Source organism: Candidatus Methylomirabilis limnetica, from assembly GCF_003044035.1.
GTDB lineage: Bacteria > Methylomirabilota > Methylomirabilia > Methylomirabilales > Methylomirabilaceae > Methylomirabilis > Methylomirabilis limnetica.
The window spans coordinates 1-12,982 of the sequence record NZ_NVQC01000021.1; the positions used below are offsets into that span (position 1 = coordinate 1).

Here is a 12,982-nt window from a genome sequence, read left to right on the forward strand (position 1 = left end):
GTTTCTTTGGGACATGCGCCAGGATGCGGCGGATGTCGGGCAGAAAGCCCATATCGAGCATGCGGTCTGCTTCATCGAGTACCAGGTACTCGATGCCGGTGAGGCGCGCATACGGGTACTGGCAGTGATCGAGGAGCCTGCCGGGGGTCGCGACCAGGACGTCCACGCCTCGGCGGAATGCTCCTTCCTGGGGTCCCATGGAGACGCCCCCGTAGACTGCGGCGCCCTTCAGAGACGTGTGTACGGCGAGCGCGTGAAAGTGCTCCGCAATCTGCGCCGCCAGTTCCCGGGTGGGCGCCAGGATGAGCGCCCTCGTGGTGCCCCTGGGCTTCTCCATGAGGCGGTGGAGGATAGGCAGGAGAAACGCCGCGGTCTTACCGCTCCCTGTCACGGCGGTAGCCATGACGTCGCGGCCCTCCATGAGGGGCGGCACAGCGAGACTTTGGATCGGCGTGGGCTTCTCAAACCCCATGGTGTGGATGGCTTTCAAAAGGTTAGCGTTCAGGGTGAATGATGAAAACGGCATACTCCTCCTACTGCGGTGGTTGGGCGCACCTGTCATCAGAGATGAGCAAAGAAGCGCCCGCGCTGTTTGTCCGGTCGGATTGATGAGTGGGGCTAACGGCGGGATCACCGGAGAAGTCGCCGTGCAGATTCTAAAACGTCCCAGCTCGACACTCGATCGAGCCGCGTCAGGGTCTCGATCGATCTTGCTATTGCAGTTTCGAGGTACTCTAGCACGCCTGGCGTGTTTGTTCAAGGGGGAAGTGTGGGGACGGGAGGGTGGCTTGACGTGAGTGGGACGCTATGAAAGAATACGCTTGGGTTGTGGCAATCCACAAAAACCGAAAGAGGGGAACGAGCATGAACAAACTCTATCGCTTGTTAGCAATGCTGTGGCTCGCGACCATCGCGCTGATGGGTGGCTCTGCTCTAGCCGATGAGACCTGCCAGTCTCCCTTTCTCCCGAAGGTGACCGGGCAAGAGGACTACATCTATGTCTGGACGTTGGGGATCAAGGGGGTGGCAGATGGAAACGATAGCCTCGTGACCGTTGACTCGAATCCTAAGTCCCGAACATACGGGCAGATCATCCACCGGGCCCCTGTCCCTGGGCGGCATGAGGCTCACCATGCCGGGTTCACCGACGACCGGCGGCATCTGTGGGCCGGAGGTCTGGACGACAGCTTCATCTTCATCTTCGACGTAGTCGCGAACCCGGCCAAGCCCAAGTTAATCAAGACGATCAAGAGCTTTGTAAAGGATACTGGCGGTCTGGTAGGCCCCCACACCTTCTATGCCCTGCCGGGGCGGATGCTCATCACGGCCCTCTCGAATGCCACGGACAACTCAGGCAGGACGGGGCTGGCGGAGTACTCTAACGAGGGGCGTTTCATCCGGACGATCTGGATGCCAAAGGAGGCGCCCTATGGCTATGACGTGCGGGTCAACATCAATCTGAACCGCATGCTCACCTCCTCCTTCACCGGCAAGAAGAACTACATGCGGCCTCTCGGCGAGTTGGTCAAGGATGCGAGCGCGATGAAGGAGTTCGGCGGTGCGGTGGTGGTCTGGGACTTCCATGCCCGAAAGCCACTCCAGGTCCTGCAGATTCCTGGCGCACCGCTGGAGCTTCGATGGGCGCTGATGCCGAATCACTACTACGCCTTCACGGCAACGGCGCTCACCCACCAGCTCGTTCTCATCTACCTGCAAGAGGACGGGACCTGGGCCACCAAGGCCATCGCCGATCTCGGCGAGAACCTTCCCGTCGATATCAGCATCGCCCCCGACGACAGCAAGATCTATGTCACCTCATTTATGGACGGTACGCTGCGAGTGTACGACATCTCCAATCCCTTCGAAGCCAAGCTGATCGAGCAGGTGAAGCTTGGCGAGATGGCGAACATGGTGTCTGAATCGTGGGATGGCACGCGCATCTACGTCACCAACTCGCTGCTCTCGCAATGGGATAAGCCGGGCGACTACTGGCTCAAGGCCTATGCGTGGGAGAATGGGAAGCTCGTGTACAAGTTCACCACGGACTTCAACTCGGTGGGACGGGCTCACCTCATGAACTTCGGGAGCAAGGCGCTGCGCACCAAGGTTGAGTAGTCATGCGCTGCCTGGCAAATCCCTCGGGGTCATTGCGAGGGAGCACAGCGACCGAAGCAATCTCGCAGTGCAACTACAGTGAGATTGCCGCACTCCCTTCGGTCGCTCGCAATGACAACTCGCGGCGCGGGAATCCTCGCCTCGTACTTTCATGCTCGCAGGCGCGCAAACGGCGCATGAGGTACTGGCTGATGTTGATCGGCGTCTGGATTGCGGCAGCCCTTCTCGCGCTAGATTTCCGGACGGCCCACGCCCATGAGATTCCGGGATTCGAGGACACGTACATCCAGGGCATGTTCTCGCCCAAGTTTACCCCGCCGGCCGCCGGGACCTACGACCTTCCCGTGATCAGGCATGTCCAGGCCTTCGTTCTGATCGATGCCGCCGGCCGCCGCGTCAATACCGCTTCTCTCATGCGCGGCAAGGTGGCGGTCGTCAGCTTCATCTACACGACCTGCTCCGACCGGCTTGGTTGCCCCCTGGCCGGTATAGCCCTCCGAGAACTCCAGATCAAGCTCGCGCAGGAGGGCCTTCAGGATCAGGCCGTACTGCTGTCTATCAGTCTGGATCCTGAACACGATACACCTGCTCAGCTTGCCAAATACGCTCACGCCTTCGGGGTAGAGTCGTCACGATGGCATATGCTGACGGCTTCTTCGGAGCAGGTACTCAAGGCGACGCTGAGAAGCTTTGGGCAGGATCGGGCCAAGATCTACGACGAGCGCGGTCGCTTTACCGGCCGATACCGTCATGTCCTCAAGGTCTTCCTGGTGGACCAGGCAGGGCAGGTTCGCAACATCTACAGCACGGGTTCCCTGGTACCCCAGGTGATGGTAAACGATATTAAGACGGTGCTGGCCGACAAGACCACCGGTCAGCAGTAGGTCAGGTGGCCTGCGCTCTTTCGTTTTTTCCTCTTTTGCGGTATTAATGAACGTCTCGGGTGGCTGCCGGGTCGCGGGTTCACGGTCGAAGGCAAGGAGTGAGTAGGAATGGAGAATATCAGGCAAACCGTAAAGCGCGTGTGGGGCTACGACACGCTCCTCCCGTTGCAGGAAGAGGCCATGAGGGCGGTGCTGGCGCGGCGGGACTCCATCGTCATCCTGCCGACGGGAGGCGGGAAGTCGCTCTGCTTTCAGGCGCCGGCAGCGGCGATGGGGACACTGACCGTAGTGGTGTCGCCCCTCATCGCCCTCATGAAGGACCAGGTGGACGGGCTCACCACCGCCGGGGTGCCGGCCGCCTTTCTGAACAGCAGCCTGACGAGCGACGAGCGACGGCTGGTGGAGGACAACGTGGTCCGCGGGCGGTACCACCTCCTGTACGTGGCCCCTGAGCGGCTGGTACTGCCTCCATGCTTAGGGTTGCTGAGGCGAGCCGGGGTGGCATGCTTCGCGATCGACGAAGCGCACTGCATCAGCCAGTGGGGGCACGACTTCCGGCCGGAGTATCGGCAGCTCAGGGTGGTGCGAGAGGTCTTTCCGGACGTGGCCATCCATGCCTTTACGGCTACGGCCACACCGCGAGTGCGGGCGGACATCGCCACGGAATTGGGGCTACGGGAGCCAGAGATCCTGGTTGGGAGCTTCGACCGCCCAAACCTGGTCTACCGGGTGCGTCGGCGCACGGATCGGCTGCGGCAGGTCACGGAGGCGTTGGAGCGGCACCGGGGAGCGGCTGGGATCATCTACTGCATCCGCCGGGCGGAGGTGGATCAGCTCGCCGACGCGCTGCGACGGTTGAGTTACCGGGCAGTGGCCTATCACGCCGGGTTGGCCGATGCCGAACGACGGCGTGCGCAGGATGACTTCATCACGGAACGGGCGGATGTCATGGTGGCCACGGTGGCGTTCGGGATGGGTATTGACCGGTCCGACGTGCGCTACGTCATCCACGCCGGCATGCCCAAGTCCATCGAGCACTACCAGCAGGAGGCGGGCCGGGCCGGGCGCGACGGCCTGCCGTCGGAGTGCCTCCTGCTCTACTCCGGCGGCGACTTCGGCCTGTGGCGGTCCATTCTAATGGCGGAGGGGCTGCCGGCGCCGGGTGCCATGCAAAAGCTTGGGGAGATGTACGACTACTGCCAGGGAGCCGCCTGTCGGCACCGCTTTCTGGTAGAGTACTTCGGCCAGGCATCCCGCGCGGACACGTGCGGAGCCTGCGACGTCTGCCTCGGCGAGATTGCCGTCGAGGATGGCTCGGCGGCGATGGCGCGGCAGATCCTCGCCGCCGTCACAGAGATGGGGGAGCGGTTCGGCGCCGGCTACGTGGCGGACGTCCTGTGTGGCGCCAAAACCGCCCGGATCGCGGAGATGCGCCACGACCGACTGGACGCCTACGGTGTGCTGCGACAGTACTCGAAGGCGACGGTGCGGAGCTGGATTGAGCAACTCGAGGGACAGGAGTGTCTGGCACGTGGCGAGGGCGAGTACCCAACGCTCGACGTCACCGCACGGGGCCATCGGGTCCTTCGGGGAGAAAGTGCAGTGCCGCTTCTCCGGACAGTAGCCAGGTCCGTACGCCAGGCGCCATCCCGGGCCGCGCGCCCGGCTGTGCCGCCTAGCCTGGGCCAAATGAGCGATGAGGACCTGTTCGAGATGCTACGTGTCCTCCGTCGGACCATGGCCGCAGAGCGCGGTATCCCACCCTACCTCATCTTCAGCGACGCCAGCCTGCGTGAGATGGCACGAGAACGCCCCACCGCCAAGGACGCCTTCCTGCAGATCAAGGGGGTCGGCCTGCGCAAGCTCCAGGAGCTTGGCCCACGCTTTCTGGCCTGCATCCGCGCGCACAAAGACGGCTCCGCCGCCGGCACTTCGCCTGTGCCCTGAACCACCCGCTCGCCTGCTCAGCAGGACTGACCCACCCTTGAGCCTTGACTTTCCTTCCATGCGTGTCTATGCTCCCTTCTGTACATGGCGCCGTCAGTCGCAATAATGGACGTCATTGCCCAGAAAGTCCCCCCCATCCTCACCTTCCCCCTCGTGGGGGGAAGGGACACCTCACGCGAACTCCTCCCCCCTTGAGGGGGAGGATACAGGTGGGGGGGGTGATGGGTCCGGAAACACGGGTCAACCCTTATCGGTTCGTCAGAGGAGGAACAACCAATGGCTTACGAGGCAAGGAATTACGAGCAGTTGCTGGGCATCGAGGGATTGAGCGATCAGCTCTTTAAAAACCATTTTACGCTCTACCAGGGATATGTGACCAATACTAATAAGCTGGCCGACGCGTTGAATCACATGCTCACGGAGGGCAAGATAGCCGTTCCGGAATACGCAGAACTGAAGCGTCGATTTGGATGGGAATTCAACGGAATGCGCTTGCATGAGTACTATTTTGGGAATATGGTGAAAGGCGGAAAAGGGCTGGACCCGGCATCAGGATTAGCTCAAAAGCTTGCAGCCGACTGGGGTTCCTACGACAATTGGCAGAAGGATTTTAAAGCCTCAGGCGCCATCAGGGGAATCGGGTGGGTGGTCCTGTGCCTTGACCCGATCGCGAATCGAACATGTAATGTCTGGATTAATGAGCATGACGGGGGGCACCTGGCCGGGGGCATCCCGTTAATGATCATGGATGTCTTCGAACATGCGTTTATGATTGACTACGGGCTGAAGCGAGCCGATTACATTGAGTCCTTCTTTCGAGCCATTGACTGGTCTACTGTGACATCGCGGCACGCCAACGCTCCGAAGGTAACCTTATAGAGGTAGGCTGAGTAAGATGAGCCTGTATTGGAACGACCCGTACGAGATCGCGCAGGCCCTGATTCAGTCCCATCCTGAACAGGATCCCCTGGAGGTCCCGTTTACCACTATGCACAAGTGGATCACCGAGCTCGCGGATTTCGACGACGATCCTAACGGCGTCTCAGAGGCCAAGCTGGAGGCAGTCCAGATGGCCTGGTACGAGGAGGCGACGGGCTAAACCCTCACGTCGGAGTGGCGCCCTGATGCCTGCGCAGTCATACGACACGCTCCAGGGAACGCTGGAGCGGATCACCTATATCAATGAAGAGAACCACTATGTGGTGGCCAAGCTCCAGGTGCCTGGGCGGCGCGACCTGGCCACCATTGTAGGAAGCCTGCCAACCGTCACGCCAGGCGAGACCCTCAAGCTGACCGGCGAGTGGGTCCAGCACAACAGATACGGCGAACAGTTTAAGGTCGAGGCGTTCGAGACTATCGCCCCCGCAACGCTCACCGGTATCGAGAAGTATCTGGGCTCCGGCCTCATCAAAGGTATCGGCCCGATCTTCGCCAGAAAGCTGGTGGAGGCCTTCGACGTCGACACCCTGCGCATCATCGAGGAGGAGCCCTCCCGCCTGCTCACAGTGGATGGGATCGGCGAGGTGCGCCTTCAGCGAATCCGGGCCGCCTGGGAAGAGCAGAAAGAGATCCGGGAGGTGATGATCTTCCTGCAGGGCCATGGCGTCTCCTCCGCCTATGCTGCCAAGATCTTCAAGACCTACGGGAAATCCTCCATCGCCATCGTCCAGGAGAACCCCTACCGGCTGGCCAAGGATATTTACGGAATCGGATTCAAGACCGCAGACCGAATCGCCCAGGCGATTGGGATCGAGCCGCATTCGCCTATGCGGGTAGAGGCTGGGGTGATCCATGTCCTGACCGAGCTGGCCGGGGAGGGCCACGTCTATTACCCCCTTGACGGCCTCACGAAGGCGAGCGCCGGCATTCTGGAGGTGGACGAGGATCTGACGACCCAGGCGATTGAGCGGCTTCGACGCGAGGAGCGGGTCATCTGTGAGCCTGGGCTGCAAGGGGTGGCGGTCTATCTTGCCTCGCTGTATGCGGCGGAGGAAGGGGTCGCTCGGCGCCTGCAGGCCCTGGCTGAAGGCGGTGCGCTCCCTGCGGACATCGACATCGAACGCGCCATCCTCTGGTCGGAGCAGGTAAATAGGCTGAGCCTGGCGGAGCAACAGAAGGAGGCGATTCGTGAGGCCCTCATACGTAAGCTGCTGGTCATCACCGGCGGTCCCGGTACCGGCAAGACGACCATCCTGAGGTGCATCCTGCAGATCCTGGAGAAGAAACATCGCCGAATGCTCCTCTGCTCTCCTACGGGGCGAGCGGCGAAGCGGATGAGTGAAGCCACAGGACGAGAGGCCAAGACCATCCACCGTCTCCTGGAGTTCAGCCCCAAGGATGGTCGGTTCAAGCGGGACCAACACAGACCGCTGGATGCCGATCTGGTGATTGTGGACGAGGCCTCGATGATCGACGTGGTGTTAATGAACTCCCTCCTGAAGGCCATCCCCCCGGCTGCCGGTCTGATTCTGGTGGGTGACGTGGACCAGCTTCCATCGGTTGGGCCGGGCGCAATCCTCCGAGACATCATCGCGTCGAGCCTTATCCAGGTCATCCGACTGTCCGAGATCTTCCGACAGGCCCGGGAGAGCCAGATTGTGATCAATGCCCACCGAATCAATCGGGGGGAGTTCCCGTTCTGTGCCGATTGGGAGGCGCAGGAGCAAGGCGACTGTTACCTGCTCGCCAAACAAGAAGCTCTGGAGGTCCAAGCGGCAATCCTGGAGCTGGCGTCAAGCGGCCTGCCAACGCGGCATCGCGTGGACCCACTGGAGGAACTACAGATCCTGAGCCCAATGCAGAAAGGACCGATCGGCGCCATGCAACTGAATCAGGCGCTGCAAGCGCTCCTGAACCCGTCAGGACCGGAGCTGCTTCGCGCCGGTCGCCTCTACCGGCTTGGGGACCGCGTCATGCAGATCAGGAACAACTACGACAAAGACGTCTACAACGGTGACATTGGCCGGATCGTCAAACTCGATCTGGAGGACCGCGAGGTCACCGTCCGGTTTGACGGCCGCGAAGTCACATACGACTTTAATGAGCTGGACGAGTTGGTACTCGCCTACGCCGTCACGATCCACAAGAGCCAGGGCAGTGAGTATCCGGTTGTGGTTATCCCGGTCCACACCGCGCACTACGTCATGCTTCAGCGAAACCTCCTCTACACCGCCATCACGCGAGGCAGGCGCCTGGTCGTCCTGGTAGGAACCAAGAAGGCGATCGCCATCGCCGTGAAAAATCAGAAGATCCAGCTTCGCTACACGGGACTCGCCAGTCGGCTGCAAAAAGACCGCCAAGAGCCCGTGCTCTCGCTGGCGCTTTCCGAATAAGATCCGTGGCTGCGACGAAGAAAGGTCACCGGTGAACGAGCGAGATCAGACAGAGACCGACCGAGAGAACAGGAGATCGCAGCTCCTGGGATTGCTGACTGAACGACGTGAGCGGCTCGCCGCCCAGATCCGTCGCGCGCTCGCTGAGCGGCGGGAGGAGTCCCAGATGCGGGACGCGCCGGGTTCTCACGGCTGGGGCGCGGCCCCTGAGGGGAATATCAGTCTGGCCATGGTGGCGCAGCAGCAGCAACAGCTCTCCCAGATCGACACGGCCATCCATCGCCACCAGGCGGGGACGTACGGCCGCTGTGTCGGCTGCGGCGAGGAGATCCCCCTCCCCCGCCTCCAGGCCCTGCCCTTCGCCCAACGTTGCGCAGGCTGCCAGGAAGAGTGGGAAGCAGAAAAGCGATGATGCAGGGAAGAGACACAATGGATGAGAGACCGGCCAGCATAGAGGAACGCAACTTGTCGAAGGCGGAATCGCTCTTGAAGAGTGCAGGGCTCATCATGCCGCCAGTACCAGAGGAGTTGATTGCGCGGTTCAGAGAGCGGAGCTCGTGGTGTTTCAGCACACGGCTTCTCAGCGTGTCGCCCTACAACATCAAACAATATGTACAGGAGGCGCTCTCCGGAAGGGTCCAGGACAGTCTGATCCTGGCCCGCGCAGGACACGGGGTCAACACATACGCGATGCACTACTTCCTCGTCCATGGGCCACTCCAGCTTTTCCTGCAAATCAGCTGGGGTGGCGCAAACATGGATTCACGGCAGACGACTGCTGAGGTGAACAAGTGCTTCCGTCTCGTGGAACGGCTCCTGGAGAGCGTCGGCGAGGGACTTCGAAGCGGTCGGCTGCGACCTGCTGATCGACTCACGGTGGTGGCGTCGAATGTCTACGGGGGATTCTGGCTTGCACCGACGGAGAACGGACCCACGCAGACCGCAGCGGCACGCTGGGACGGGTCCGCGCGAGATCCGAAGATCGTGCTGATCGAGGCTATCCGCTGGTTGACGCAAACCCATACCAGCGTGCGACCAGTCATACGGATCTCGAAATCCCAGTACATATCCGGACTGCAGTGCCGGAAACTGCTCTGGTGGATGGTACACGAACCCGAGTCGCCGGAGCTCGCCGTCGGTGAGGAGTTGCAGGTGATCTTCGAGCGAGGCAGGCGCGTCGGCGAGCTCGCGCGCACGTGCGTGCCAGGCGGTGTCCTTGTCGGCCTCCCGCACCACGAGGTCACGCACAGACTGGCCGCGACAGCGCAGGCGATCGCGGATAAAGCGCCGGTTGTCTACGAGGCGAGCTTCCTCGAGGACGGCATCTTCGTCGCCGTGGACATTCTCCAACGGCGCCGCGACGGGTTCGTCATGGCCGAGGTCAAGTCGACTCTCGACGTCAAGAATGATCACATCCCTGATGTCGCCGTCCAGGCGCACGTCGTCCGACGCGCCGGGCTCACGGTCAAGAGTGCGGAGGTCATGCACCTCAACCGCGAGTGCCGTTACCCAGACCTCTCGAACCTGTTCGTGCGCGAGAACGTCACGTCGGTGATCCGCTCCGCGGTGCGAGCCGTGCCAAAACAGGCCGGGGAGCTTGTGTCGATGCTGGCGGGTCCGCTGCCGGAGGTCAAGACCGGTCCGCACTGCACGACGCCGCATGCCTGCCCGTTCATCGAGCGATGCTGGCCTCCCCTCCCGGCTCATCACGTCAGCTCGCTCTACGGGATCCGCAAGGCCAAGGCGGAGGAGTTCGTAGCCGACGGCTACAACACGCTCTTCGATCTGCCGCGCAAGTTCGCTGCCTCGCCCGCAGCGCGTCGGCAGATTCATAGCGTCCGGACGGGTGAAATGATCGTCGAGCGTGACCTTCGCGGCGCGCTCGCTTCCCTCACTCCGCCGATCGCTTTCCTCGACTTCGAGACCGTGAACCCCGCCATCCCGGTCTGGCCGGGCTGCCGCCCTTACGCCCAGGTGCCGGTGCAGTTCAGTTGCCACGTACTCAAGGCCGACGGAGTCGAACACCACGCATGGTTGGCTGAGGGCCCAGACGACCCGCGTGAGCAGTTCGCGCGCGCGCTCATCGCGGCGTGCGCGGGCGTCAACACGGTGCTCGCCTACAACGCACCATTCGAGCGCCAGTGCATCGACGGACTGATCGAGGCACTCCCGCACGTGGAGGACGATCTGGTGGCGCTCTCGAGCCGGATCCGCGATCTTCTTCCGATTGTGCGCGACCACGTCTACCACCCGGACTTCGGAGGAAGCTTCAGTATCAAGAAGGTGCTACCGGCGCTCGTACCAGGGCTCGGCTACGACGACCTCAAGATCCAAGACGGCCGCTCGGCAGCGGCGGCGATTGAGACACTGCTACTCGGCGCCGACGCCCTCACCGCAGCACAACAGCGGAGCCTGCGGCGTGATCTGCTCCGCTACTGCGAGCGGGACACGCTCGGCATGGTACGCTTGTACGAGCGGCTCTTGAAGCTCGCCGGGATGGGCCGATAAGCACAGCATCGTATTGGTTCCCGCCTGTGCCGAGTGAGATCACTTCCTCGCGGATCTCACGAACCTAGTGGAAGCATGCTGAGCTTGTTTGCAAGACTATTTGGGCGCCTCGTCGGTGCCCTTGTTGTCCTGGCAGCCGCGACGTGGGGCGCGCTAGCGCTGTTCTATGGCAGCCTGCTGACCGAAGCATTACGCGCGCCGGTTGCAGGGCTGTTCGGCCTCTCCGGGATCGTAGCGGCGGTTGTCGTGCTGTTCTCGCGGCGGCGCTGGAGGGCGGCGGGCGCATTCGCGGCCGCGTTTCTGTTGCTGCTCGCCTGGTGGAGCACCATTCAGCCGTCCAACGATCGCGACTGGCAGCCGGAGGTCGCGGTGCTGCCTTACGCGAACATCGATGGCGACCTGATCACGCTGCACAATATTCGCAATTTCGAGTACCGTAGCGAGACCGATTTCACGCCAGGCTATTACGACAAGACCTTCGACCTGCGCAAGCTCAAGTCTGTGGACCTGGTCGCAGCCTACTGGATGGGACCGGCCATCGCCCACACGTTACTGAGTTTCGGGTTCGACGGCGGGGACCACATTGCCATCTCCATCGAGACGCGCAAGGAGCAAGGGGAGGGGTACTCGACGATCAAGGGATTTTTCAAGCAGTACGAGCTGTTCTATGTGGTGGCCGATGAGCGCGACGTCATCCGTGTACGGACGAACTATCGCAAAGATCCGCCAGAAGACGTCTACCTCTACCAGGTCCACGCGCCCATCGAGAATGGCCGGCGGGTGTTCCTGGAGTACATGCATAAGATCAACGCGCTCAAGGACAAGCCACAGTTCTACAACACGCTGACGACGAACTGCACGACCGCCGTATGGCAGAATACCCGGATCAATCCGGGTCACCTGCCTCTCTCATGGAAGCTTCTGCTGAGCGGGCATGTCCCCAAGTATCTCTATGAGGCAGGCAGGCTCGACACCCTCCTGCCGTTCGAAGATCTCAAGGAACGCTCGCGGATCAACAAGGCGGCCCAGGCAGCCGACCGTGCGCCCGACTTCTCCCGGCGGATCCGCGCCGCCCTGCCGGGCACGAAACATCACTAGCCTGCGCACAGAGCGGGTGCTAGTGTCTCAGTTCCGGGCCGCCGTCAGGTGTGTCCAATTCCGGACTGCAGGAGAAGGTTTATTCTTAGAGAGGAGGTAACTACAAGGTAGATAGGCTGAAGGCTGAAGGTTTTTAGGGACAAATCATGCGTGATCACACAAAACTCCTGACATTTGAGTTGGCTGATGAAGTAGCAATATTGGTTTATCGGGTTGAACCAAAAGCCATAGAAACCGAGAAGGTCTTGAACTGCTTGATTCGTGCCTTGCGAGATAATTCAGAGCCTTCAGCCTTCAGCCTAAACACCTGAGTAGTTACGAGAGGAGAGTGTGAGATGAGGACGACGCGTTGGAGTATTGCGAGCCGTATCGTGTTGTGCCTGTTAGTGGCGGTCGTCATCGCCGGGTGCGACTCGATCAAGGTCACTGACCGCCAGATACTCGATCCCCAAAGAAAGATCCCCAGGCCGGATCACATTCTGGTCTACGACTTCGCCGCCACGCCCGCCGACGTTCCGGCCGACTCCGCGCTTGCCGACCAGTCGGCTGTATCCCAGACGCCCCAAACCGCCGAGCACATCGAGACCGGCCGTCGGGTGGGCGCTGAAATTGCGACGAAACTGGTCGAAGAGATCCGGCGTCTAGGGTTGCCCGCAGAGCTGGCTTCGGCCGGCGTGACACCGCAGATCAACGACATCGTAATCCGGGGCTATCTCCTCTCGGTCGAGGAGGGCAGCGCCACCAAGCGCATGGCGATCGGATTCGGCGCCGGGGCATCGCGCTTGAGCGTGGCGGTCGAGGGCTATCAGATGACGGCTCAGGGGCTGCGCAAGCTCGGTTCCGGCACGGTGGGAGCCGGCGGAAGTAAGGGGCCGGGCGCCGCCGTGCCGCTCGCCATCGCCATTGCTTCCGCCAACCCGCTGGGCCTCATCGTGAGTACCGGGATGAAGGTGTACGGGGAGGCGAGCGGGAGCAGCAAGATCGAGGGCCGGGCCGAGCAGACCGCGAAGGAAATCGCCGAGGAGATGAAGCCCAGATTGCGGCAGCAGGGCTGGATCGAGTGATGGAGCCCAGGCTCGAAGGGAGAAACGGTATGAG

The 12,982-nt window shown here is 61.7% G+C and carries 11 protein-coding genes; 10 read left to right on the top strand and 1 reads right to left on the bottom strand.

What is annotated here, in order from left to right; genetic code table 11:
• Nucleotides 1–526 (bottom strand): DEAD/DEAH box helicase (locus tag CLG94_RS07080; protein WP_121592141.1); only part of this gene is annotated, 526 nt, incomplete at its 3' end.
• 338 nt (nt 527–864) lie between these two features.
• Between CLG94_RS07080 and CLG94_RS07085 the strand changes: the two genes are divergently transcribed.
• The 10 genes from CLG94_RS07085 to CLG94_RS07130 all read left to right on the top strand — a co-directional run bounded on the left by CLG94_RS07085 (nt 865) and on the right by CLG94_RS07130 (nt 12,948).
• Nucleotides 865–2,115 (top strand): selenium-binding protein SBP56-related protein, encoded by a 1,251-nt coding sequence (locus CLG94_RS07085; RefSeq protein ID WP_107562166.1) that lies wholly within the window; start codon nt 865–867, stop codon nt 2,113–2,115.
• A gap of 191 nt (nt 2,116–2,306) precedes the next feature.
• Nucleotides 2,307–2,999 (top strand): SCO family protein, encoded by a 693-nt coding sequence (locus CLG94_RS07090; protein ID WP_161954077.1) that lies wholly within the window; start codon nt 2,307–2,309, stop codon nt 2,997–2,999.
• Between the two features lie 108 nt (nt 3,000–3,107).
• Entirely contained in the window at nt 3,108–4,946 is a 1,839-nt protein-coding gene (recQ, locus tag CLG94_RS07095) for a DNA helicase RecQ (protein ID WP_107562168.1), read from the top strand.
• Nucleotides 4,947–5,222: 276 nt separating this feature from the next.
• Nucleotides 5,223–5,825, top strand: coding sequence for a superoxide dismutase (locus CLG94_RS07100; protein WP_107562169.1), 603 nt, complete (start codon nt 5,223–5,225; stop codon nt 5,823–5,825).
• Nucleotides 5,826–5,841: 16 nt separating this feature from the next.
• Nucleotides 5,842–6,045, top strand: coding sequence for a Fe-S cluster assembly protein IscX (gene iscX / locus CLG94_RS07105; protein ID WP_107562170.1), 204 nt, complete (start codon nt 5,842–5,844; stop codon nt 6,043–6,045).
• Between the two features lie 25 nt (nt 6,046–6,070).
• A complete protein-coding gene (gene recD2 / locus CLG94_RS07110) occupies nt 6,071–8,278 on the top strand; it encodes an SF1B family DNA helicase RecD2 (RefSeq protein ID WP_107562171.1) in 2,208 nt (735 codons plus the stop codon).
• 31 nt (nt 8,279–8,309) lie between these two features.
• Nucleotides 8,310–8,690 carry a TraR/DksA family transcriptional regulator gene (locus tag CLG94_RS07115; RefSeq protein ID WP_107562172.1) on the top strand — a complete coding sequence of 127 codons (381 nt, stop codon included), beginning with the start codon at nt 8,310–8,312 and terminating at the stop codon, nt 8,688–8,690.
• Nucleotides 8,691–8,707: 17 nt separating this feature from the next.
• Nucleotides 8,708–10,786, top strand: coding sequence for a DUF2779 domain-containing protein (locus CLG94_RS07120; protein ID WP_161954078.1), 2,079 nt, complete (start codon nt 8,708–8,710; stop codon nt 10,784–10,786).
• A 75-nt stretch (nt 10,787–10,861) separates the two neighbouring features.
• The gene (locus tag CLG94_RS07125; protein WP_107562174.1) at nt 10,862–11,884 is read left to right on the top strand and encodes an Lnb N-terminal periplasmic domain-containing protein; all 1,023 of its coding nucleotides are present in this window, start codon (nt 10,862–10,864) and stop codon (nt 11,882–11,884) included.
• Between the two features lie 335 nt (nt 11,885–12,219).
• A complete protein-coding gene (locus tag CLG94_RS07130) occupies nt 12,220–12,948 on the top strand; it encodes a DUF4410 domain-containing protein (RefSeq protein WP_107562175.1) in 729 nt (242 codons plus the stop codon).
• The last annotated feature ends 34 nt before the right edge of the window (nt 12,949–12,982 follow it).